This window comes from Cognatundibacterium oligocarboniphilum, from assembly GCF_013377855.1.
GTDB lineage: Bacteria > Pseudomonadota > Gammaproteobacteria > Burkholderiales > Burkholderiaceae_D > Undibacterium > Undibacterium oligocarboniphilum.
The window spans coordinates 59,272-81,516 of record NZ_JABXYJ010000004.1 but is presented as its reverse complement, the minus strand read 5'-3'; the positions used below and the strand labels follow the sequence as shown (position 1 = coordinate 81,516).

Genomic DNA, 22,245 nt, shown 5'->3' with positions numbered 1-22,245 from the left:
CCAAACATCAGTCTGCTGAACGGATTGTAATGGCATGTTCCGACCTGATTGGCGGGACGCCGTTGTATGAGTTGGCCCGTACCGGATCGGGCAGCCGCCTGCTGCTGAAGCTGGAACAATTCAACCCTACCGGCTCCTGCAAAGTCCGGATGGCCCGCGAGATGATCCTCGCCGCCGAACGCGACGGCAGGCTCAAGCCGGGAGGTCATATCGTCGAACCCACCTCGGGCAATACCGGGCAGGGAATCGCCCTCGTCGCCATCGAGCGCGGCTACAAGTTCACGGCCATCGTCGACCATCATGCGGCACGCGATAAGCTCCGCGCGATGCAGGCAATGGGCGTCAATCTGGTCTTTGCCGAGAGCAGGGGCGATGGGCCGAGTACGATCGCGCGGCGCCGGCTGGCTGAAGAAATCGTCGCGAAGACCGGCGCATTCTGGCCGGATCAGCACACCAACCCGAACAACAACAAGGGTTATGCCGGGCTTGCCGCCGAGCTGCTCGGCGATCTCGGCACGGATCTCGATTATCTGGTTGGCACGGTCGGTACCGGCGGCACCATGTGCGGCACGGTCAAGGAGCTGCGCCACCTGGGTTCCCTGGTCACCAGCATCGGCGTCGAACCTTTGGGATCCATCATCTTCGGCGGTCCCCCCGGCAAGTATTGGCAGACCGGAGCCGGCGCACCGGGCGGGTTCACCGTCGGGCCGAACGTCGATCACACGCTGATCGACGAAGGGCTGACCGTCAGCGACATCGACGCCTTTGCCGCCGCCCGCGTCGTTGCGCGCCGGACCGGCATTCTGGTCGGCGGCACGTCCGGCGCGGCGATTCATGTCGCGCTGAAACGGCTGGCGCTGGTCGAACCGAACAGCACCATGGTGGTATTGGTCTGCGACGCGGGAGAGAAATATCTCGACAGCGTCTACGACGACGAGTGGCTGCGCGAGCGCCACCTCCTCGACGAACTGGCGCATCAGCGTCTTCACAGGCTGTTCGATGCTTATCGGGACTCGATACACCTTGCATCGCGCCCGTCGTGCAATCTGGCGGCGGGAGGATAACGAATGACCATGGAATTTCGACAGTATCGGGAAATCATCGCGCTCGCCGCTCCCATTGCGGGCATCCAGTTCGCCCAGGTCGCGCTGACGAGTACCGACCTTCTGATGATGGGCCTGATCGGCGTGCAAGCCGTCGCGGCCGGCGGACTTGCCCTCCTGCTCTACAATCAGCTGCGGACCATGTGCGTCGGCATGGTGACGGGACTCGGCAATCTCATCGCGTCCGCCGCCGGACAGGGCGAGACACGGACCAGCAGCGCCGATCTGGATGAACCTGCCCGCGAGGAAATCCGCGATCTGTTGCGGGCTGCCCTGCTGCTGGCGACCATCGTTGCCTTTGGCGCCGGCACGCTGCTGGTCGGTCTCGGCCATTTGTTGCCTCTCCTGGGGCAGGATGCAGCGGTGATCGCCCTGGCCAAGCCGATCATGCTGGCGCTGGCGCCGGGTCTGCTGCCCATGCTCTGGCTCAATGTCCTGCGTCAATTCGCGGTGGGCATGCGCCGCGCCGGCTCGTTGCTGATGGTTACGTTGGTGTCCATCGCTGTCAACGCCTTTCTCAACGCTGTCTTCATCTATGGCTGGTTCGGCTTGCCGCAGCTAGGGCTCGCCGGCATCGGGCTGGCGACCACAGCGGTCAATATGTGGACCTTTCTCGTCTATCTCCGCACCGTGCTGCGCGATCAAAAACTGGGTGCGCTGATCGCCCTGAACGGTTGGTGCGCCAGACGGGAAACGGTTGCACGCATCGCCAGGATGGGCACGCCGATCACGCTGACCTATGGCTCGGAGGCTGCGATCACCTCGATTGCCGCCGTCTTCATGGGCACCTTCGGGCCGGTGGTTCTGGCCGCCTCCAACATCGTCAACCAGCTCGCGTACATCGTCTACCAGCTCAATATCGGGCTGTCGCACGGCTCTTCCATTCTGGTGAGTCGTGCGACTGGCAAGGGGGAAATGGGGAAGATCGGTGCTATCGCGGCGCGCAGCTTTACCATCAGCTTTGCCGTCATGACTCTCGTTGCCATCGCCTATGTGGCCGTGCCGGGCATCGTGCTGCGGCCTTTTCTCGGAACGGATGCAGACCCGGCTGTGCTGGCGGCGGCGGGCGGCTTGCTGTGGTTTGCCATCGTGCATCAGTACTGCAAGGGCGCGCAGAACATATGTGTCGGTCTGCTGCGCGGACTTGGCAACACCAAAGCCGGGCTCACCAACACCCTCATCGGCTACTGGCTGATCGGTATCCCCGCCATGGCCGTCTGCGGCTACTGGTTGGGCTGGAAAAGTTACGGCATCTGGTTTGGTCTCTGCCTTGGATTCGCTGTCACAAGCGCTCTGCTCGGCTGGCGCTTCGCCGCGGACCTGCAGGCGGTTCTGAAGCCGCAGCAGAAAGACGAACCGGCAGCAGTGCGCCTGGCATCGCGATGAATGCCGGGGCGGAAACAATCGTGACAACAAATATATTTTGGAGAAAATAAGTGATGCGGCATCTTCGCACCATATGGGCGGCAGGAAGCGCGATTGTGGCGCTGGCGGCGCTGACATCGGGACCGGCCTGCGGGCAGGACAAGCCGGGCTTTGTGGTTCGGGACGACCGTGGCGTGACGGTGCGTCTTTCCGCTGCGCCGAAGCGCGTCGCCGGTATTTCCTACCTGGCTGCGGATGTTTCCCTGGCGCTCGGTATCAAACCCTTTGCCACTACCTATCTGACGCCGGGGCGCGCGCCCGACTTCCTGCTTGGCCTGACCAGGGACATGGTGCAGCTCGGTCAGCGCGCCAAGCCCAATCTTGAACTTCTGTCCAAAGCTAAGCCTGATCTGGTTATCGCTATGCGGCGCTATACCGCCGCCAATGCGCAGCACCTAGAGAAGATCGCGCCCTATGTCGCCTACAATATGGAGCTGTTCTCCGAAAGCGAGAAGGAAGTCACCGAATTGTCCAGGATTCTCGGCAAGCCCGAGCGCGGCAAGGAACTCAACGCCACCTTCAGACAGCATCTGCAGGATTACGCAAACAAGGCGCCCAAGGCCGTGCATCCGCGCTTTCTGATCATGTGGGCAGGCGCCACGCCCTTTTCCTTCCATGACGAGAACACTGCCGCTTCGATTGCGATCGGGCTCGGCGGCGTCAACATTGCCGGCCCCATGACACAGGGCGGCCGGTTCGGTACGGAACTGAGCCTGGAGTCCATGCTGGAAAAGAACCCGGAGGTGATCTTCGTCTATGATTCCGGCCCGGACCGCCCCCATGAAAATAACCCGATCTGGAAGCAACTTTCTGCCGTTAAGAACAAGCGCGTCCATTATGTTGGCGACCACTGGGTCGAGACCAACGGGCCGATCGCCCGCGAGATCGTTCTGCGCGAGGCGGCTCACTACCTTTACCCCGGCACCTTCCCGGCCGTCGATGTCCGCGCAGAGGCGGTGAAACTGATCCCGGCCGGGTTGCAGAAATGACACCATCCTTGTTACCCGCACCGGCAAGGTCGTGGCTGCGGCCGTTAGGCTGGACGCTGGCTCTGACTGCCGGTGCCCTGCTGGTGGCCGTCGCCGGGTTGATGACCGGTACCCGGTCGCTGACGCCCTCGGCGCTCGTCTCCATCCTGCTGTCGCCCGATGACCGGATCGATTCCATTCTCGTGTGGACGCTGCGCCTGCCGCGCAGTCTGGCCGCTTTCGTCGGCGGTGCCGGTCTCGGCGTTTCCGGTTTTCTGTTGCAGACGCTGACGCGCAATCCTCTTGCCGGGCCGGGGCTGACCGGCGTTTCCTCCGGCGCGGTGGCCGCGATCGTATTCTGTTTTGTCTTTCTGCCGAGGCTTTCTCCCGCCTGCTATCCGTTGATCGGCATGGCGGGAGGGCTTGCTGCGGCAGTCGTCACTTTTTGGATCGCCCACGGGCCATCCGGAAGGTCGCGTTCGCTGCACCTGGCGCTCGGCGGCATTTCCGTATCGATGCTTCTCTCCGCCGTCACCACCTATATCATGATGCGGAGTGGCGCACAGGTGAAATCTCTGCTGTTCTGGTTGTCGGGCGGCTTCCAGGGGCGGTCATGGTCGCATCTTGCCTATATGACTCCCTGGGTTGCAGCCGGCATCGCAGGAGCGCTGGTCTGCCGACGCGTCATCGGCCTCATGACGCTCTCCGACGAAGCCGCTGCCGGCATGGGCATCCGGCTGGCCTTCTGGAAACCGGTGCTGCTCGTCCTCGCTGTTCTGCCGGTGGCCGGTGTTACCCCTGTGGCCGGGCCGGTCACCTTCGTCGGCCTGGTCTCGCCGCATATCGCCCGGTTCCTGAAACCCGGCGGACCGGGCTGGACCATCGGCTTCGCCGCCACGATCGGCGGTTTCACCACGGTCGCGGCCGACATCGTTGCCCGGACCGTAGCCCTGCCGCGTGAGCTGCCGGTCAGCATTGTCGCAGCCCTCGTTGGCGGGCCGGTCTTCATCTACCTTATCCAGAGCAAAAGCCTTGCCTTCAGGGGAGAGGCCGCAACATGACAGTCCACTCTTTACGCCCCGGTGCCGGGCCGGCCTCTTCCCGGATCTTTCTGCCGGCATCTTTCGCTCTCTTTCTACTGTCGCTCGTCCTCGCCGTTTTTTTCGGCGTGGTCGATCTGCCGCCGGGAGATGTCGCCGCCACGTTGCTCGGACATGGATCACCGGAGGCGCAGGCAATCATCCTCGACATTCGTTTGCCGAGAATCGCCACTGGCGTACTGGCGGGCATCCATTTCGCCCTGGCCGGCTTCCTGCTCCAGAACATCACGCGTAATCCACTTGCCGACCCGTCGCTGGTCGGTATTTCCCAGGGAGCGACGCTCAGCGTCACGCTGTTCCTTCTCTTCGGTGCTCATGCCTACGCGCCAGGATCGAGCGCACAGATCACGGAAATTCCGCTGCACTGGCTGCCGGGCATCGGCCTGCTCGGCGGACTGGCCGCCTGCGTTGTCGTTTATGCCCTGGCGCTGCAGGCCGATCTCGGCCCCCTGCGCCTGACACTCGCCGGCATCGCCGTCGGCGCGGTGCTGCATGCAGTGGCAATCGGCCTCATTGCCGGATGGGGATCGACGCGGATCGAAGTTCTGCTCGAATGGCTGTCCGGCAGCCTTTATGCGCGCACCTGGCGGCATGCCGTTTTTCTTCTGCCCTTTACCATCGTCGGCCTCGCCGTACTGCCGCTCATCCGCCGCCCCCTTGATCTCCTCAGCCTCTCGACACCGGTGGCGCGCTCCTTCGGGCTTGCCTATCGCCCGGCCTTTTCGCTGGTTCTGTTGCTTTCCGCCTGCCTTGCATCGAGCGCGGTCGGCGTTGTCGGCCCCATTGTGTTCGTCGGGCTGATCGTTCCCCATTTCGCCTGTTTCGTTGCCGGCCGGCACAGCGCCCTGCGCCTGCCCCTGACGATCACCCTCGGCGCCGTCACGGTCACGCTGGCCGATCTCGTCGGCCGCCTCGCCGGCCAGGCAGACGAGATTCCGATTGGTGTGGTCACAGCGTTGTGCGGCGTTCCCGTACTGATTGCGCTCTTGCGCAAAACCCCATGAGGATTGCGATGCCGCTCACCTGTTCCCAGTTATCCGTCGCTTATGGCCGCCGCATGGTGCTGGATGGATTTGATCTTGCTCTTGAAAAAGGCGAAATCCGTGCCCTGATCGGCCCCAATGGTTCCGGCAAGAGCACGGCGCTGCAGGCGCTTGCCGGGCTGATTCGGCCGGCAGCCGGAAGCGTCGCCATCGACGGCAGGCCAGTCGATGCGATGCCGCGCCGCGAACTCGCCCGGCACCTTGCCTATCTGCCCCAGCAGCCGACGGCCCCCGATGAAATGACCGTCGCGCAATTGGTGCGGCAGGGGAGATTCGCCCACGTCGGCTTGTTCCGCGGCTATGGTCCGGACGACGAGCAGGCGATCCGGTGGGCGCTGGAATGCACCGGCTTGAGCGGGCTTGCCGACCGTAGCCTCACCGAACTGTCGGGCGGCGAGCGCCAGCGGGCCTGGATTTCGGCCGCACTGGCGCAGGAGGCTCAGATCCTGCTGCTTGATGAGCCGACCACCTTCCTCGATATCGGTTATCAGGTCGAGGTACTCGATCTCGTCTATCGGCTCAGCCGCGACAGGGGTGTCGCCATCGTGATGGCGATCCACGATCTGAATCAGGCAATGTCTGTTTGCGACCGCATTTCGCTGCTTGAGCGGGGCAGCCTGGTGTTCGACGGGGATCCGCACGCACTCGCCGGAACCAGTCTGATCGAGCAGGTGTTTCGCGTGCACGGCACCTTCGTGCCCATTGCGGCTGACGCCCCACCGCATTTCGATGTCGAGCTGGCGCGGCGTTCCAGTTTTGCGTTGCAGCGGCCGCGCACGGCGTCGGGGCGATAACGGGACGACATTGGCACGAATTTGAAACCCTCATCTATGTCATTGAAATCGTCTCCAAGGAAAGAAAACATGGCCGATCATCACTCCTATTGCGTTGCACTCAAGCCGATCGATTTCTTCCGTCCTTCGGAAGATGTTGACCACGTCGACGTACACAAGCTGGCTTCCGTCATTTCAGAAGCGGGCATCTGGACGACACCGGTCCCCGTTGACGGCGGCACCGGCATCGTCATGGATGGCAACCACCGGATACGGGCGGCGGCCTTGTTGGGACTGAACCATTTGCCGTGCGTGCTGCTCAGCTACGACGACCCGCGTGTCGCGGTCACGGATTGGAACACCGGGGAAGCGTTTTGCGTCGACTGCATTTTTCGCACTATTCTGTGGCAGAACAGAATTTTCCCGTATAAGACGACGCGTCACCGGTTCGCGCCGGTGCTGCCCCGGACCGAAATTCAACTATGTATGCTGAAAGCGACTTGAAAGCGCCCCTACCCGGATTGCCTACCGCCAAGGGACCGAGTGGCTGATCCTTTGGGTGATCGTCGAGCGCAGCCGTGCCCTGTCGCCGTGCTCGGTGTCGACCACCTCGGGTCTACCTGCATATGGAGGAGGAAAAGCGGGCGCGGCAACTGGGGATGGTCTTTGTCGGGCGAGTGCGCTGAGTCCGCTATCGGCGTACCGTAGCATCCGGCGTCGGAAAAAAATCAGCTTCGGGCTTGCAACCCCTGATGGCAGTGCGACAGATAAGACTGGATAGCTGCTTCGTTGATTTTGCGGATTTCTCCCTGTTTTTCCATTTGCGATAACACGACTTCCAGTTTCGGAATCAATGTCTGGTATTTTTTGTGCAGTACATGAAAACCAGGACGCTGCATCAGCGATGGTTCCAGCATCACAATCTGCGTTAAGCCGAGGCGGATGACATGGCATAAGCTCTGGCGCGATTCCAGAGCGATATCTGTCCGTCCGGCGGCTAATTTGCGGAACAGCGAATCAATCGACGGGGCGGTGTCTGTGCGCAGATTACCGGTGTGCTCGGCAATGATCAGCACACCGTTGACATAACCGGTCAGATAAGGCTGCAGGCTGGCAAAACCATGCACTTCAAAATTTTTTCCGCTGGTATAAACCATCAGTTCTTCACTGGTCACCGGCACTTTCACCGGCAGCATATCGTAGTCGGGTTCCAGCGTCAGACGGAAAGTCACGCCATCCGCGCTTCCTGCCTGCAACAGACCGATACCCCGTTTCGCCGGAACCTCGATGAATTGCACCGGTATCTTCAGGCGCTGATAAGCCTGCTGTAATACTTCTCTGGCAGCAACAGAGCTGGGGCGTGTGTCGTCCAGGATGATAATTTGCAACGGGGTCATCGCATGAACAGAGCTGCTGGCCGCGCAGCACAACCAGAATCACAGACGGCATAGCAAGTGTTGCGGGCGGCAGAGAGGAAGACGGAGATGCATCGTGGACCTGTTTCTTATCCGTAACAGGCAGAGTGTAGCAAACCATAAAAAAAGCGCGAAAGATTTCGCGCTTTTTCGTGGATCAGACCGCCGCTTATGCTGCCAGACGTTTTTCCAGCGCCACGCGGGTCGCTTCGAGTTCTGCCGGCAGATGGTAGGCCAGTTTCTCGAACAGCTCGGTATGCAGTTTCAGCTCTGCTTCCCATGCCGTCTTATCGATCGACGTGATGGTATTGAACTGTTCTTGCGTGAACTGGAGGCCATCCCAGTTCAGGTCGTCAAAGGTCGGTGTGACGCCAAACACGTTTTCCACGCCGTTGGCATTACCTTCGATACGATCCAGCATCCACTTCAGTACGCGCATATTGTCGCCAAAACCAGGCCAGACGAACTTGCCATTCGCATCGGTACGGAACCAGTTGACGCAGAAAATGGCAGGCTGTTTTGCGCCAGCAGCGTCGATTTTCTTACCCATGTCCAGCCAGTGCTGGAAATAGTCGCTCATGTTGTAACCCATGAACGGCAGCATCGCAAACGGATCGCGACGCACCACGCCCTGCTGACCAGCGGCGGCGGCAGTGGTTTCGGAACCCATGGTCGCGGCCATGTAGACGCCTTCGATCCAGTTACGTGCTTCCGTCACCAGCGGTACGGTGGTGGAACGGCGGCCACCGAAAATAAACGCAGAAATCGGTACACCAGCCGGATCATCCCAGGCTGCATCGATCACCGGATTTTGTGTGGCGGCGACGGTGAAGCGGGCATTCGGATGCGCCGCTTTCGCGCCGGTTTCCTTGGCGATGGCCGGGGTCCAGTCTTTACCCTGCCAGTCGATCAGATGGGCCGGCGCTTCCTTCGTCATGCCTTCCCACCAGACATCACCATCGTCGGTCAGTGCGACGTTGGTGAATATCGTATTCGCTGTCAGCGATGCCATGCAATTCGAATTGGTTGCCGTATTGGTGCCCGGTGCCACACCGAAATAACCGGCTTCCGGATTGATCGCATACAGGCGGCCATCTTTGCCCGGTTTGATCCACGCGATATCGTCACCGATCGTGGTGACTTTCCAACCTTTGATCGCTGGAATCAGCATTGCAAAATTTGTTTTGCCGCACGCCGACGGGAACGCCGCTGCAACATAATGTTTTTTACCTTCAGGTGATTCCACGCCCAGAATCAGCATGTGTTCTGCCAGCCAGCCCTGATCGCGGCCCATGGTCGAAGCGATACGCAGCGCGAAGCATTTTTTGCCCAGCAACGCATTGCCGCCGTAGCCGGAACCAAACGACCAGATTTCGCGGGTTTCAGGATAATGCACAATGTATTTCGTGGCATTGCACGGCCATGCCACGTCTTGCTGACCGGCTGCCAGCGGTGCGCCGACAGTATGGACGCAAGGGACGAAATCACCGTCCGTCCCCAGCACGTCAAATACGGCTTTGCCCATGCGCGTCATGATGCGCATGTTGACTGCCACATACGGAGAGTCAGACAATTCCACGCCGATATGCGCAATCGGTGAGCCGAGCGGACCCATCGAGAACGGCACCACATACATCGTGCGGCCTTGCATGCAGCCGTCGAACAGCGGGTTCAGCGTGGCGCGCATTTCTGCCGGTGCCATCCAGTTATTGGTCGGGCCGGCGTCTTCTTTTTTCTCGGAACAGATATAGGTGCGGTCTTCGACGCGGGCAACGTCTGTCGGGTCGGAGCAGGCCAGATAGCTGTTCGGACGCTTCGCCTGGTTCAGCTTTTTCATGGTGCCGGCAGCGACCATCTGGGCGCACAGGCGGTCGTATTCTTCCTGACTGCCATCGCACCAGTAAATGGTGTCGGGCTTGGTCAGTGCCGCCATTTCAGCGACCCAGTTGATCAGTTTCTGATGTTTCACGTGAGCGGGTGCGTTGATTGCAGCCACGCCTTGCATGATAGGTTGATTCACGATACTACCTCCAATGCCATTTCAATAAAAAATTCCGGTGTAGCGGCACGGCAGGATCGTCGTTGAAAGGCTGGCCTGCGAGCGCGGGGGGAACGCATTTCCCGGCTCCAGCAAAGCGGATACCCTAGCGGCGGTTCTGTCGGATAATAGGAAATCAGGACGATGATCCCGACTCCAGCTAGCGCCTGCCAGGTGAGCGGGCGGAAGAATCAAAAAGCTACGGACTGACAATTGTACACGCCCGCGCTGTTTCGGGCGAATTTTGCATCAGATTCGTTATCATAATTATATAAAATATGAAAGTGAAACAGTTTCATCTGTTCTTTCCACGCAAAGGAATCCCGCCATGAAGATTGCAATCCTGGATGACTATCAGGATGTGGTGCGGCAGCTCGGCTGCTTTGAGTTATTGAGCGAGCACGAAGTGAAAGTGTTTCATAACAGCGCCGTCGGCGTGGGTCAGCTGGCGATTCGGCTGGCGCCGTTTGATGCGCTGGTGCTGATCCGCGAGCGCACCCGCCTGCCGCGGGCTTTGCTGCTGCGTCTGCCAAATCTGAAGCTGATTTCCCAGACCGGCAAAGTGGCGGGGCATATTGATCTGGAGACGGCCAGAGAGCGCGGCATTGCGGTCACCGAGGGCATCGGCGACCCGACTGCGCCGGCCGAGCTGACCTGGACGCTGATCATGGCTTCCATGCGGCGGCTGGTGAATTATACGTCGCTGCTGCAGCAGGGACTGTGGCAGACGGCTTCGGTGCATGCCGCACAGAATCAGTTGGGACGCGTACTCAGCAACCGGCGGCTCGGTATCTGGGGCTATGGCCGCATCGGGCGGCTGGTGGCGGGTTACGGTCGCGCTTTCGGCATGCACGTGGTGGTCTGGGGCAGCGAAGCCAGTCTCGATCAGGCGCTGCAAGACGGCTATCAGGTAGCCTCATCGAAACAAGACTTTTTTGCCAGTTGCGACGTGCTGTCGCTGCATCTGCGACTGAATGACGCCACGCGCGGCATCGTGACCCGTGCCGATCTGGCGCAGATGCAGCCGGATGCGCTGTTCGTCAACACCAGCCGTGCCGAGCTGGTGGAGCCCGGTGCGCTGGAACAGGCGCTGGACGCCGGCCGCCCCGGTTTTGCCGCGCTGGACGTGTTTGAAAGCGAACCGCTGCCCTTGCAGCATCCGCTGCTGCGAAGAGAAAACGTGCTGGCGACGCCGCACCTGGGCTATGTCGAAAAAGACAGCTACGAGTTGTATTTCTCGGTGGCATTTCAGAATGTCGTGAATTTCGCGAAGGGTATGCCGACTAATTTATTGTAGGGGTGAAGATGTGCTGTGGATAAGGTTAGATATATGCACAATGACTGGCAGTGTGCGATGTGGTGGCAGAACGTGTGAGTTTTCACCAGCGAAGGAAGAAACGTATCCAGCACACGTACACTTTTTCAGTCGAAAAGCTGTCATGCTGATAACGCAAACGTTCGTGCACCTGATCCAGCAAGCGTGGTTTTTGAGGGATGATGTTTTTGTTCATTTATTTGTACTGTATAAAATATCGGTATAAACAAATGCAGTCAATATTCATGCGGTTTTCAAGGGGATTGCAACATGTTGACAGTTTGATCATTGACGGTTAATGTTGCAAAATGAAAATTAAATCATGTTAGGCCTCGAAAAATCCATGCCGTCAAGTGCCAAAGACTTTCTCACCCTAATGGTCGAACCAACTGTGGCCGAGTTCGCGCAATCTCCGCATGATCTGCGGCGTGGATTGCTTGCAGCCATTGTGCTTAATCACATGGCAGATCACTTAGCACAGGAAGGCCAACCTCCCACGGATCGCTCAACGATGAACCAGCGCCTAGATGCTGTTCGCAATGAAATGCTCGAAATATGTCCTGGCTTCCAATTCATTCAAGACATCGCGGACGCAGCAAAGCACGCGAAACTTTTTGTTCCAAAGAGCCCTAGTAAACCTGTGCGCGAAGTGCCAACCTCCGATCGGGTCACCACGACACTCGGTCTTTTTCATGCGTCGTTTGGCGAAGGTGGCTTCGCAGAAGCAGCTGAAGTTTTCGTCACACTTAACGATGGAACCACAAAGCCTCTTTTGCCTGCGGTGAAATTGGTTTTAGAAACGTGGCGTACTAAGCTTTAAAAAAATAAAAAACGAACACAGAGCAACGCATTAACGACGCAACCAATCGAGCCTTTGCCACCTGCCTAACTTGTCACTCAACCCAGACACCCAGCAAAGAGCTTGCCGCTTCGCGGCACATGCTGGGTGCTGGTTAGTTCGGAGTTGAACCCCAAATCCCCACGCTTTCTTCAACAATCATCACATCAGCCTGAGTCTGGCATTGTCCATTTGCTGTTAGTGATCGAATCCACCGCGTCACACGATCTCAAAACACCAAAAATATACTCCCCTGGGTATGTTTACAAGCCCAATATTTATGACGGGATTTTAGGGTTTTTCTTAAAAACAGGAGGAGTATGCAGAATTCCATTGGTTCACCTGTATTTTAGCGGCTGATTTACGCACGCTTGTTGGATGCACAGGCGCATTGCTGGTGGCAAACTCAGGCAGGCGTGGCAAGTTTCAGGCCGATGATGCCGCAGACGATCAGGGCGAGGCTGAGCAGGCGCGCCGGGCTGGCGGGTTCGCCGAACAGGATGATGCCCATGATCGCGGTGCCAACTGCGCCAACGCCGACCCAGACCGCATAGGCGGTGCCGACCGGCAGGCCTTTCATGGCGATTCCGAGTAAGCCCACACTCACTGCCATAGCAGCCAGTGTCAAGGCGCTGGGCCAGAAACGGGAAAAGCTGTCGGTGTATTTCAGGCCGATGGCCCAGACGATTTCAAACAGACCGGCGGTAAGCAGAGTGATCCAGTTCATGATGGGATTCCGAAAGGTGATGGCTGCAGGGTCGTCCCTGCGAATGACGAGATGCGCCGGGGTCGTCCCCGGGTGCGTGCCGCGTTTGTCCTGAGACGGGCAATGCGCGACATGTGGTGGAAGCGGGATTGTAGCGGATTTTGTCCGGTTTCATGCCGTGCGGCGACAGTGGGCAGGACAATGGCAGATGTTGCGGTGCCCGCTTTTTACGCGAATGACTATCAGGGGAAAAATATACTCAATGGGAGTATATAAAAATGATCTTGTTAAATCTTGATATCAGACTGATTTTGGAAAAAAGTGGGGGGAGTATCTGTGGAGACAGGATTGATTTGAAAAAATCCGGAACAGGCTGGTCGGTCTTACCACTCCAGCGGCAGACTCCAGCCGGACGGAATCACATCATGCCGTACCACGGTGCGCTGTTGATGGCGGCGGGCGATGCTGTCCGGGCTCCAGGTCTGTTCCCAGCCCGGCGGATACGTCAGTGCAGATCTCGCATAAGGCGGCAGGCGCGGGTGCACCGCCATCACCGGCAAATCCAGCGGCAGCGGTTGCTCCGGGGTATCGGCGCCGAGACTGTAGGCGTAGTCGGGCAGCAGCGCGTCGCAAACGCCGGCAAACCAGCGCGTGTGATCTTCGTCCCTGCCCAGCGCCTGGGCCAGTCCGGCGGGGTCGTATTGCGCCAGCGCCGCGATCAGTCCGGCGGTGTCTGCACCGGGCGCATCGCCCCAGCCCATGACGGGATTGAAAATATAATCGGCCCCCGAGCCATACCAGCCCTCGCGCAGTGGCCGCTGCATCCAGTGGCGCTGGCCGGAGAACAGTTGCCAGCGCCAGTGCAGGCCGGACGGTTTGGGCCAGCTGTACAGATACAGCCGTTGATAGCCCGCAGCGTGCAGCTCGCGCACCATCGCCATCAGGCGCGCATGCGGCATACATTCCGGCGGCGCGCGCCGGAACAGGATGGGTTCGCCGTCTGCATGCCGGACTTCATCGGCCGACAAATTCAGATCGATGCTGCGTTTTTCATCCCCGAAGCGCGCACCGACCCAGCCCGTGAGCAGATTCACAGCCGTCAGCACGCCATAGCCGCGGTGCCGGTGAAAAATAACAGTGCCGGGAGCAATCGGTTTCATAGCAGGAATCATCCAGCAAACAGGGGGAAGGCGCGTCAGTGTAGCAGTTTTCAGCACCTGCCCCGGCGCGTTACAATGGCGGCATCCGATTCCCTTCACCTCTACGAATAAACTCACCATGACACTGCGCATTCTCGCCACCGGCGGTACGTTTGACAAACACTACGATGAAATCAACGGCAAACTCAGTTTTACCGACAGCCATCTGCCCGAGGTGCTGCAGCGCGCGCGGCTGACGGTGCCGGTTGCGCTGGATATCTGCATGCTGATGGATTCGCTCGACATGGACGACAGTCACCGTCAGACGGTTCTGCAGGCCTGCAGCCAGGCGACTGAAAAAGCCATCGTCATCATCCACGGCACCGACACCATGCGTGAAACTGCCGAAGTGCTGGGCGCGGCAGGACTGGATAAAACCATCGTTTTCACCGGCGCCATGATTCCGTATGAAATCGCCAATTCCGACGCGTTTTTCAATCTTGGCTTTGCCTGTGCCGCCGCCCAATTGCTGCCACCCGGCGTGCATGTGGCGATGAACGGCAAGGTTTTTCCGTGGAACGACGTGCAGAAAAATCGCGCCGCCGGTGTGTTTGTGCATAAATAAAAAAAGGAAACATCATGAGACTGCTGCTGGCTGCGCTGTTACTGTCCCTGTCGGCCTGGGCGCCGGCCGCAGAAGTGCGGTTTGACGCGTTTTATTTTTTCCAGCCCGACCCGGTGCTGCAACAGAAAGGCGTGACGGCGGATAATCTGGGGCGTTATTCACGGACGCTGCAGTCGAAGATTTACCAGACACTCAAAAAAGCGAAAATCCCGGCCACTTCCGGTTATCTGGTGATCGCCATCCGTTCCGATGGCGCGACCGCTTCCTGGCTCGACATGAGCCCGGCGCTGCATGAATACTATGCGGGCCAGATCGACGACATCGTGCAGAAACTGCCGCCGTTTGAGGTCAAATCCGGCATCGTCGTATTTGCCATGAAAATGGCGGTCGACACCCCGGTGCAGACCCGTAAGGCCAGACCGGAACCGTCAGACTGGGCCGATGCCCGCAAGAAAATCAGTCATCCTGACAATATCGAAGAACTCGTGCTGTCAGTCTGGCCGGAATAATCTCCGCACGGCACGCCGACCCTGTAAAACAAACCGGCAGCGCCGGTCAGGCAAACAGACAACAGCGGCGAAGACCGCTGTTTTTTATTGTCCGGCTAACTGCGCGAGTGTCGTCAGCAGCGCATCGCATTCCGCATCGGTACCGACAGAAATGCGCAAAAATTGTTCAATCCGCGGCAAGCGGAAATGGCGCACGATGATATGCTGTTCCCGCAGCCGCTGCGCCAGTGTTGCCGCATCGTGCTGCGGATGGCGGGCAAACACAAAATTGGCCGCTGACGGCAACACGAAAAATCCCAGCTGCTGCAAACCTTGCGTGAGCCGGTCGCGGGTAGCAATCACTGCGCGGCAGATCTGTTCAAAATAGGCCTGATCCTCAAACGCAGCCATCGCGCCCGCCACCGCCACCCGGTCGAGCGGGTAAGAGTTAAAGCTGTTTTTGATGCGGTTCAGTGCTTCAATCAGATCGGGATGACCAACAGCCAGCCCGACCCGCAAACCGGCCAGCGAACGGGATTTGGACAGGGTCTGCACCACCAGCAGATTCGGGTACCGGTTCACGAGCCGGATCGCCGATGCGCCGCCGAAATCGATATACGCTTCATCGATTACTACTACCGAATCCCGGTTGCTTTCCAGCAGCGCGGCGATCTGTTCCAGACCCAGCAGACAGCCGGTCGGGGCATTCGGATTTGGAAAAATAATGCCGCCATTCGGCTGCGCATAATCCGCAGTCTGAATCCGGAAGTCGGCATCCAGCGCCACGCTGCGGTAAGTGATGCCATACAGGCCGCAATACACCGGATAAAAACTGTAGGTAATGTCCGGAAACAGCAAAGGCAGCGCATGCTTGAGCAGCGCCTGAAATGTATGCGCCAGCACTTCGTCGGAACTGTTGCCGACAAACACCTGCTGCGGTGTGATACTGCTGTCGCTTTCGCGACTGTAATACGCAGCGATCGTTTCGCGCAGCCGGTCCGAACCGGGATCGGGATACAGTCGCAGATCAGCAGACGCTGCCCCGGTAATGGCCGCCAGTACTTGCGGCGACGGCGGATACGGATTTTCGTTGGTATTGAGTTTGATGAGTTGCTGCAGCTTCGGCTGTTCGCCCGGCACATAAGGGGTCAGGGTGTGAACAAGGCTGCTCCAGTATTGGCTCATGATAGGGTGATAAACAAAAAATCAGAAAAAAGGTCAGCACAAAAACGTTCTTGTGCTGACCGCATGGTAAATGTTCAGGAACGTGTTGCCAGCGTCGCGGGAAGCGGTATCCCGGTTCAGCTGATCAGACCGTCCTCCTTGAACATCTGCTTCAAGCCGCGCAAAGCCTGACGGATGCGCGCTTCATTTTCGATCAGTGCAAAGCGTACATAAGCATCGCCGTATTCGCCGAAACCGATACCGGGCGACACACACAGCCTGGCCTTTTCCAGCACCTGTTTCGCGAATTCCAGCGAACCGAGATGGCGGTAGTGTTCCGGAATTTCAGCCCAGATATACATTGAGGCTTTCGGTTTTTCAACCATCCAGCCGATATCGTGCAAACCCTTCACCAGCACATCGCGTCGCGCCTGATAGGTATCGCGGATCTGATGCACGCAACTCTGGTCGCCTTCCAGCGCGGCAATCGCCGCCACCTGCACCGGCGTAAAACTGCCGTAATCATGATAGCTCTTGATGCGTGCCAGTGCGGCAACCAGCTCTTTGTTGCCGACCATGAAGCCGATGCGCCAGCCCGCCATGTTATAGCTCTTCGACATGGTAAAAAATTCCACCGCCACATCGCGCGCGCCTTCCACCTGCATGATTGATGGCGCTTTCCAGCCGTCATACACGATGTCGGCATACGCCAGATCATGCACCACCAGAATGTTGTGTTCTTTGGCCAGCTTCACCACGCGCTCAAAAAAATCCAGTTCCACGCATTGCGCGGTCGGGTTGGATGGAAAACCGAAAATCATCATCTTCGGTTTCGGATAGGTTTCGCGTATCGCTCTTTCGAGTTCGGCGAAAAAATCGACGCCGGGGCTCATGCGTATCGAGCGGATATCGGCACCGGCAATCACCGCACCGTAGATATGGATCGGATAGCTGGGGTTCGGCACCAGCACGGTGTCGCCTTTGTCGAGCGTCGCCAGCATCAGATGCGCCAGACCTTCCTTGGAGCCGATGGTGACGATCGCTTCAGAATCAGGGTTGAGTTCGACTTCGTAACGATCTTTATACCAGCGTGCAATGGCACGGCGCAGGCGCGGTATGCCTTTCGATGCCGAGTAGCCATGCGTGTCTGGGCGCTGGGCGACTTCCACCAGCTTGTCGACGATATGTTTCGGGGTGGCGCCATCGGGATTGCCCATCGACATGTCGATGATATCTTCGCCGCGACGGCGCGCCGCCATCTTCAGCTCGGCGGTGATATTGAAAACGTAGGGAGGCAGACGATTGATGCGGGAAAAGGAGAACTGCGGTCCGGACGAAGCAACGCCCTCACCTGCTGAACCCCGGCCCGGCGGAGTTAGTGTAGTAGTCATGACAGAAAAGTAAATTGTAGGGTGACGTAACGCCCGGAACCGTCCGAGCGACGTGGTGACAAGGCTTCTTGTGAAAACCTGCAGCCGGATTCATTGTAATCACGAACGCGATGAGATCACAAGCCTTTTGTCAGGCTCTGTGCAGGGTGGGCTGCGCCGCATTACACTATGGTCTGGACAGTGATCCGGTTTCGGCAATGATGGAGGAAGGAAATGAAGGCGTATCAGAAAGGGATTTTGCAGGCGATTCCGGCGCAGGCGGTTTATCTGAGTTTTGAGCTCTCGCCGCAGGCAGACCGTTCTGCCGCAGAGGCGGCGTTACGCGCACTGCAGTCACTGGCAGACGGCGAGCGGGTGGTGGCCGGTATCGGTGCGCAACTGGCTGCCTTGTTCGGCGCGGCGATTCCCGGTCTGTACGATTTTACGGAAATTCCGGGAGCGACAATGCATCTGCCCGCGACACCGGCGGCATTATGGCTGTGGTGCCGCGACAGCGAGCGCGGGGCGCTGGTGCACGTGCAGCGCCATGTGCAGCAGATGCTGGCACCGGCCTTCGTTTTGCGGCAGGCAATCTGCGCTTTCCGCTATCAGGACGGACGCGATCTCAGCGGTTATGAAGACGGCACTGAAAATCCGCAGGGCGAGGAAGCGCTGCAGGTGGCGCTGACGGCAGACGGCGGCAGCTTTGCCGCAGTTCAGCAATGGGAACACCGTTTCGACAAATTGGACGCCATCTCGCAGGACGAGCGCGATCAGATGATAGGGCGGCGTGCGTCGGACAATGAAGAACTGGAAGATGCTCCCACATCGGCGCATGTGAAACGTACCGCGCAGGAAGATTTTGAGCCGGAAGCATTTATGCTGCGCCGTTCCATGCCCTGGGCGGACGGGCAGCAGGCCGGCTTGGTGTTCGTGGCGTTTGCCGCCTCGTTCGCCGCGTTTGAAGCGCAGCTGCGGCGCATGTCCGGTGCGGAAGACGGCATCACCGATGCCCTGTTCCGTTTTACCTTGCCGCTGACCACCAGTTATTTCTGGTGCCCGCCGGTACGGGATGATAAGGTGGACTGGAGCGCCTTAGGCATCGTTTGATGGCGGCTCTTTGATCATGGCCAGAAAGCCTTCCTGCGGCAAGGGTCTGGAAAACAGGTAGCCTTGAAAGGCGTAGCAGTTATGCGCAATCAGGAAGGCGCGCTGCGCCTTGGTTTCCACGCCCTCGGCAATCACGTTCAGTCCCAGATTCACGCCCAGCGAGATAATCGCTCTGACGATAGTGGCGTTATTTTCATCTTCACTCAGGTCACGCACAAACGACTGGTCGATTTTCAGCTGATTCAGTGGCAGCCGTTGCAGGTAGGCCAGCGAGGAGTAGCCAGTGCCGAAATCGTCCATCGAAAAGGCAATGCCGATCTTTCTGAGCAGATGCATTTTTTCTGTCGTCGCATCGACATTATCCAGAATCGTGCTTTCTGTCAGCTCCAGTTTCAGCCGGGTCGGATTAATCTGATGCCGGCTGACCATGTCGCACAGCGTATCGACAAAATCATGCTGTTGGAATTGTTTGGCGCTGACATTCACCGCCAGTGTCAGATCGGCCGTATCCGGGTCGGCCTCCCATTTTTTGAGCTGGACGCAGGCAGTTTCCAGCACCCATTTTCCGATCGGCAGGATCAGCCCGGTTTCCTCGGCAACAGGAATGAAATCGGCGGGTGAAATAAAGCCGCGGTCAGAATGTTTCCAGCGCAGCAGGGCTTCTGCGCCAATCAGCTTGCCATCGGCATTGACCTGTACCTGATAATGCAGCTGGAACTGGTTGTTGGCCAGCGCCGCGCGCAGGTTCGATTCCATCAGCATGCGCACCACCAGGATGGCCTGCATTGCCGGATCAAAAAAGCGTACCGCGTTCCTGCCGGCGGTTTTGGCTTCATACATGGCGGTATCGGCGCGCTTGAACAGGTCTTTGACGGTAATGTCGCCGCCCTGAAACAGGCAGACGCCGATACTGCTGGAACCATGATGTTCAAAATCGGTGATCTGATATGGCTCACTTAACACCTGACGCACTTTTTCTGCGACTTTGCCGGCCTGTTGCAGGGCTTCTTCCTTGCTGTCGCTGAGTTCTTCCAGCACCACCACGAATTCGTCGCCGCCCAGCCGTGCCACGGTGTCGCTATCCCGCACACATTCGCACAGCCGTTTTGCCGTTTCAACCAGCAACAGATCGCCGGCATCATGGCCGCGTGTATCGTTGAGGGCTTTGAAGTTGTCGAGATCGATAAAGAAAATCGCGCTGTGGCTGCTGTTGCGCTGGTGGATGGAAATCAGATGCGCCAGCCGGTCCATCAGCAACCGGCGATTCGGAAGCTGCGTCAGGGAATCGTAAAAAGCCAGATTGCGGATTTCGGCTTCATAACCTTTGTGCTGGCTGATATCGGTGAATGAGCCGATGTAATTGCTGACCTCGCCATTATCGTCCATGATGGCAGTCAGGGTGATCATCTGGGGATAAATATCACCGTTTTTTCTGGAGCTCCATAATTCTCCGTGCCAGAAATGATGCTGATGCAGGGCGTCAACAATTTCCTGGAAAAATCCTTCGTGCTGCTCCCGGTTGCGCAATATTGGCGGGTGACAACCGGTCAGCTCGGTTGCTTCGTAACCGGTCAGGCGGGTGAAGGTCTGGTTGACTTTCAAAATCCGCCAGTTGGGATCCGTGACGAAAATACCTTCCTGCGATTCAAAGGTACAGGCTGCAATCCTCAGCTCGGTATCGGCCTGCTTGCGGTCGGTGATATCGGTGACGAAACAGTGCCACAGCATCGCACCATCGGGCTCCGGTTCTGGCAGCGCATCGATATACAGCCAGCGTATGCTGCCATCGCGGCGGTGCAGGCGGAATTCGGTTTGCCAGGCAGATAACTGAGCGGCGGCTTCGTACAGGCGGCGCTTACCGGTTTCGAAGTCGCGCCGGTCGATCCGTTGAAACAGGGGGCGTGCATTTTCTCTGACCTCGTCGGCGGCGACTTCAAACATTTGCCGGATGGTGTCACTGGCAAACGGTACGCTGGAGGTATGTTGATCCCGGACCCGGTATTGCATGACCAGTCCGGGCAGCCGCGAAGCCACTTTGTGAATGCGCTGGTAAGCATCATGGATCTGCTTGCGTGCAGCGCGGTTTTCCGATTGCAGGGACGCAATCAGCAGCGTAATCAGCGCAATCGTCGTGGCATAAGCCCACAGGGTAAACAAACTGGCAGAGTCGTCATCTGAAAACGGCCCCTGATGCTGAGAGGCGGCCCAGGCGGCAAATAATGCCGAAGCCAGGGTGGAGCTGCTGACCAGTGTCAGGTCAAAGCGGATTGCTGCCCAGATCAGCGTGCCGACTACGATAAAAATCATGTTCAGGTGATTGTAAGGCGACAGGAACACAAACCAGTGCACGCTGCACAGCACCACGAGGAAAGTCAGGAGTTCCTTGGTTCGTCTCTGTAATGCGGTCGGAAAATGCGCAGACAGGCTCAGCAGCATGGGAGCGATCAGCAATGTGCCCACCGCATCGCCCGCCCACCAGCTGAACCAGGAGCTGCCGGAGACGGGTTGTCGCCCAAGCGCCATCACGGTCAGTATGCCGGCGGACGAGGACAAGGCCGCGCCCAGCATGGCGGCAGCGGTAAAGCCGACGACATCGCGTCGCCGGGCAAAGCGCGGATTGAAGCGCTGCCGGCGCATGATCCAGCTTGCCAGCAGCGGACCGAGCAGATTGCCCAGCGCCAGCGGTACGGCGACGTGGAGCTTCAGGCTCCAGCTCAGTTCCATGAGCAGGCCGGCAACAAAAATCACCGCCATCATCGGACGGCCAAACCGGAACAATGCTGCCGTGGCAATGCCGGACGGCAGCCAGATCAGGCTGACATTCGGGTAACTGTGAGACACCGCAAACGTCATTTTGCTCGCCAGAAAATACAACAGCATGACCAGCAACACCAGAGAAAACCTGGGTTTGGCGGATGACAAAACGGGGAGGTGCGCTTGCAGCGAATTCGGCATGGCAGAAAAACAGAATCAGACAGACTTTATTATGCGGCATAAGCTGCAGACAAATGGCATTTGCACGTTGTTTAGCGACGTTAAATTGTGAATCGTGGCCGAATCCGGCAATAAAATTTCCATAGTGAAATTCTTCTTGGAAATAAATATTTTTTGACGGAAATTTCTTTGCCTGAGCGGATCTGTACCGGGTAAGTCTGTCGTGCCGTCGCACAAGAGGCGAAGTGATATTTTGCACCCTTCTTGAATGTGAGATATATACTGGGCAGAGTATGTCTTTTGGTAGCACAGAACCCCTTATTTCATCACAGCAGAAAGAGCAATATGTCCGATACTCCCCCATTAAAAATCATCTCTGGCAAGGCACTGAGCGATGCCCAGAAAAAAGATTTATTACATCGTCTGGCGCGTATCGAAGGTCAGTTGCGCGGCGTGCAGAAGCTGATCGCCAAGGCCGACGACCCTGCCGATTGCGAAGGCATTGCGCAGCAGATGTCTGCGGCCCGCAAAGCGCTCGATCGCTCCTTTGTGACCTTGCTGACGGATTCCGTAACGACTCATGCCGGACAGGCGACAACCAGAGAAGAAATGCTGATCAGTAGTCAGCGTCTTGCCACCTTATTGGAAAAATTTGCCTGAAAGAAATTTTATTTCCCCGCTGTGCATTATG

The 22,245-nt window shown here is 58.2% G+C and carries 21 protein-coding genes; 13 read left to right on the top strand and 8 right to left on the bottom strand.

Annotated elements, in window-relative coordinates:
• The first annotated feature begins 29 nt into the window (after positions 1–29).
• From HV832_RS07690 to HV832_RS07660, 7 genes are all read left to right on the top strand, one after another.
• The gene (locus tag HV832_RS07690; RefSeq protein ID WP_223827168.1) at positions 30–1,064 is read left to right on the top strand and encodes a PLP-dependent cysteine synthase family protein; all 1,035 of its coding nucleotides are present in this window, start codon (positions 30–32) and stop codon (positions 1,062–1,064) included.
• 3 nt (positions 1,065–1,067) lie between these two features.
• Positions 1,068–2,489, top strand: a complete 1,422-nt coding sequence (locus HV832_RS07685) for an MATE family efflux transporter (protein WP_223827167.1) — start codon at positions 1,068–1,070, stop codon at positions 2,487–2,489.
• A 53-nt stretch (positions 2,490–2,542) separates the two neighbouring features.
• Positions 2,543–3,517 carry an ABC transporter substrate-binding protein gene (locus tag HV832_RS07680; RefSeq protein ID WP_176803478.1) on the top strand — a complete coding sequence of 325 codons (975 nt, stop codon included), beginning with the start codon at positions 2,543–2,545 and terminating at the stop codon, positions 3,515–3,517.
• The gene (locus tag HV832_RS07675) at positions 3,514–4,557 is read left to right on the top strand and encodes a FecCD family ABC transporter permease (RefSeq protein WP_176802986.1); all 1,044 of its coding nucleotides are present in this window, start codon (positions 3,514–3,516) and stop codon (positions 4,555–4,557) included. Before HV832_RS07680 ends, HV832_RS07675 begins: the two co-directional genes overlap by 4 nt.
• Complete coding sequence (locus HV832_RS07670; protein ID WP_176802985.1) at positions 4,554–5,600, top strand: FecCD family ABC transporter permease; 1,047 nt, start codon at positions 4,554–4,556, stop codon at positions 5,598–5,600. The genes HV832_RS07675 and HV832_RS07670 overlap by 4 nt, the downstream gene beginning before the upstream one ends.
• Entirely contained in the window at positions 5,597–6,433 is an 837-nt protein-coding gene (locus tag HV832_RS07665) for an ABC transporter ATP-binding protein (protein ID WP_218131989.1), read from the top strand. Before HV832_RS07670 ends, HV832_RS07665 begins: the two co-directional genes overlap by 4 nt.
• A gap of 69 nt (positions 6,434–6,502) precedes the next feature.
• Positions 6,503–6,916 (top strand): ParB N-terminal domain-containing protein, encoded by a 414-nt coding sequence (locus tag HV832_RS07660; protein WP_176802984.1) that lies wholly within the window; start codon positions 6,503–6,505, stop codon positions 6,914–6,916.
• Between the two features lie 224 nt (positions 6,917–7,140).
• Here HV832_RS07660 and HV832_RS07655 read toward each other — a convergent pair whose 3' ends face one another.
• A complete protein-coding gene (locus tag HV832_RS07655) occupies positions 7,141–7,800 on the bottom strand; it encodes a substrate-binding periplasmic protein (protein ID WP_176802983.1) in 660 nt (219 codons plus the stop codon).
• Positions 7,801–7,996: 196 nt separating this feature from the next.
• A complete protein-coding gene (locus HV832_RS07650; protein ID WP_176802982.1) occupies positions 7,997–9,847 on the bottom strand; it encodes a phosphoenolpyruvate carboxykinase (GTP) in 1,851 nt (616 codons plus the stop codon).
• 346 nt (positions 9,848–10,193) lie between these two features.
• On the opposite strand from HV832_RS07650, the gene HV832_RS07645 reads away from it, so the two are divergent.
• On the top strand, positions 10,194–11,162 hold the full coding sequence (locus HV832_RS07645; protein ID WP_176802981.1) for a D-2-hydroxyacid dehydrogenase family protein: 969 nt from the start codon (positions 10,194–10,196) through the stop codon (positions 11,160–11,162).
• Positions 11,163–11,244: 82 nt separating this feature from the next.
• Here HV832_RS07645 and HV832_RS17485 read toward each other — a convergent pair whose 3' ends face one another.
• Positions 11,245–11,376 carry a hypothetical protein gene (locus tag HV832_RS17485; RefSeq protein ID WP_280525083.1) on the bottom strand — a complete coding sequence of 44 codons (132 nt, stop codon included), beginning with the start codon at positions 11,374–11,376 and terminating at the stop codon, positions 11,245–11,247.
• Positions 11,377–11,502: 126 nt separating this feature from the next.
• On the opposite strand from HV832_RS17485, the gene HV832_RS07640 reads away from it, so the two are divergent.
• The gene (locus tag HV832_RS07640) at positions 11,503–12,000 is read left to right on the top strand and encodes a hypothetical protein (RefSeq protein ID WP_218131988.1); all 498 of its coding nucleotides are present in this window, start codon (positions 11,503–11,505) and stop codon (positions 11,998–12,000) included.
• 424 nt (positions 12,001–12,424) lie between these two features.
• On the opposite strand, the gene sugE is transcribed toward HV832_RS07640, so the two are convergent.
• Both sugE and HV832_RS07630 read right to left on the bottom strand, forming a co-directional pair.
• Positions 12,425–12,745 (bottom strand): quaternary ammonium compound efflux SMR transporter SugE, encoded by a 321-nt coding sequence (sugE, locus tag HV832_RS07635; RefSeq protein WP_176802980.1) that lies wholly within the window; start codon positions 12,743–12,745, stop codon positions 12,425–12,427.
• 362 nt (positions 12,746–13,107) lie between these two features.
• The gene (locus HV832_RS07630; protein ID WP_223827192.1) at positions 13,108–13,884 is read right to left on the bottom strand and encodes an L-asparaginase; all 777 of its coding nucleotides are present in this window, start codon (positions 13,882–13,884) and stop codon (positions 13,108–13,110) included.
• A 118-nt stretch (positions 13,885–14,002) separates the two neighbouring features.
• On the opposite strand from HV832_RS07630, the gene HV832_RS07625 reads away from it, so the two are divergent.
• The gene (locus tag HV832_RS07625; protein WP_176802979.1) at positions 14,003–14,488 is read left to right on the top strand and encodes an asparaginase domain-containing protein; all 486 of its coding nucleotides are present in this window, start codon (positions 14,003–14,005) and stop codon (positions 14,486–14,488) included.
• 14 nt (positions 14,489–14,502) lie between these two features.
• A complete protein-coding gene (locus HV832_RS07620; RefSeq protein ID WP_176802978.1) occupies positions 14,503–14,997 on the top strand; it encodes a hypothetical protein in 495 nt (164 codons plus the stop codon).
• 84 nt (positions 14,998–15,081) lie between these two features.
• On the opposite strand, the gene hisC is transcribed toward HV832_RS07620, so the two are convergent.
• A complete protein-coding gene (hisC, locus tag HV832_RS07615) occupies positions 15,082–16,161 on the bottom strand; it encodes a histidinol-phosphate transaminase (RefSeq protein WP_176802977.1) in 1,080 nt (359 codons plus the stop codon).
• Positions 16,162–16,277: 116 nt separating this feature from the next.
• Positions 16,278–17,531 (bottom strand): alanine transaminase, encoded by a 1,254-nt coding sequence (gene alaC, locus HV832_RS07610; protein WP_176802976.1) that lies wholly within the window; start codon positions 17,529–17,531, stop codon positions 16,278–16,280.
• 213 nt (positions 17,532–17,744) lie between these two features.
• Here alaC and HV832_RS07605 point away from each other — a divergent pair, with 213 nt between their 5' ends.
• Positions 17,745–18,620: a Dyp-type peroxidase gene (locus tag HV832_RS07605; protein ID WP_176802975.1), complete on the top strand. Its 876-nt coding sequence runs from the start codon at positions 17,745–17,747 to the stop codon at positions 18,618–18,620.
• Here the strand turns inward: HV832_RS07605 and HV832_RS07600 are convergent.
• A complete protein-coding gene (locus HV832_RS07600; protein ID WP_176802974.1) occupies positions 18,606–21,575 on the bottom strand; it encodes a bifunctional diguanylate cyclase/phosphodiesterase in 2,970 nt (989 codons plus the stop codon). The two genes, HV832_RS07605 and HV832_RS07600, sit on opposite strands and share 15 nt — an antisense overlap.
• A gap of 324 nt (positions 21,576–21,899) precedes the next feature.
• Here HV832_RS07600 and HV832_RS07595 point away from each other — a divergent pair, with 324 nt between their 5' ends.
• Positions 21,900–22,214 (top strand): metal-sensitive transcriptional regulator, encoded by a 315-nt coding sequence (locus HV832_RS07595; protein WP_176802973.1) that lies wholly within the window; start codon positions 21,900–21,902, stop codon positions 22,212–22,214.
• Positions 22,215–22,245 lie beyond the last annotated feature (31 nt).

Coding starts and splice junctions, on each gene's coding strand:
- HV832_RS07670 (WP_176802985.1), top strand. CDS start 4,554: ATGACAGTCCACTCTTTACGCCCCGGTGCCGGGCCGGCCTCTTCCCGG.
- HV832_RS07675 (WP_176802986.1), top strand. CDS start 3,514: ATGACACCATCCTTGTTACCCGCACCGGCAAGGTCGTGGCTGCGGCCG.
- HV832_RS07630 (WP_223827192.1), bottom strand. CDS start 13,884: ATGAAACCGATTGCTCCCGGCACTGTTATTTTTCACCGGCACCGCGGC.
- sugE (WP_176802980.1), bottom strand. CDS start 12,745: ATGAACTGGATCACTCTGCTTACCGCCGGTCTGTTTGAAATCGTCTGG.
- HV832_RS07680 (WP_176803478.1), top strand. CDS start 2,543: ATGCGGCATCTTCGCACCATATGGGCGGCAGGAAGCGCGATTGTGGCG.
- HV832_RS07625 (WP_176802979.1), top strand. CDS start 14,003: ATGACACTGCGCATTCTCGCCACCGGCGGTACGTTTGACAAACACTAC.
- HV832_RS17485 (WP_280525083.1), bottom strand. CDS start 11,376: ATGAACAAAAACATCATCCCTCAAAAACCACGCTTGCTGGATCAGGTG.
- HV832_RS07645 (WP_176802981.1), top strand. CDS start 10,194: ATGAAGATTGCAATCCTGGATGACTATCAGGATGTGGTGCGGCAGCTC.
- HV832_RS07660 (WP_176802984.1), top strand. CDS start 6,503: ATGGCCGATCATCACTCCTATTGCGTTGCACTCAAGCCGATCGATTTC.
- HV832_RS07600 (WP_176802974.1), bottom strand. CDS start 21,575: ATGCCGAATTCGCTGCAAGCGCACCTCCCCGTTTTGTCATCCGCCAAA.
- HV832_RS07685 (WP_223827167.1), top strand. CDS start 1,068: ATGACCATGGAATTTCGACAGTATCGGGAAATCATCGCGCTCGCCGCT.
- HV832_RS07605 (WP_176802975.1), top strand. CDS start 17,745: ATGAAGGCGTATCAGAAAGGGATTTTGCAGGCGATTCCGGCGCAGGCG.
- hisC (WP_176802977.1), bottom strand. CDS start 16,161: ATGAGCCAATACTGGAGCAGCCTTGTTCACACCCTGACCCCTTATGTG.
- HV832_RS07665 (WP_218131989.1), top strand. CDS start 5,597: ATGAGGATTGCGATGCCGCTCACCTGTTCCCAGTTATCCGTCGCTTAT.
- HV832_RS07690 (WP_223827168.1), top strand. CDS start 30: ATGGCATGTTCCGACCTGATTGGCGGGACGCCGTTGTATGAGTTGGCC.
- HV832_RS07595 (WP_176802973.1), top strand. CDS start 21,900: ATGTCCGATACTCCCCCATTAAAAATCATCTCTGGCAAGGCACTGAGC.
- HV832_RS07640 (WP_218131988.1), top strand. CDS start 11,503: ATGTTAGGCCTCGAAAAATCCATGCCGTCAAGTGCCAAAGACTTTCTC.
- alaC (WP_176802976.1), bottom strand. CDS start 17,531: ATGACTACTACACTAACTCCGCCGGGCCGGGGTTCAGCAGGTGAGGGC.
- HV832_RS07620 (WP_176802978.1), top strand. CDS start 14,503: ATGAGACTGCTGCTGGCTGCGCTGTTACTGTCCCTGTCGGCCTGGGCG.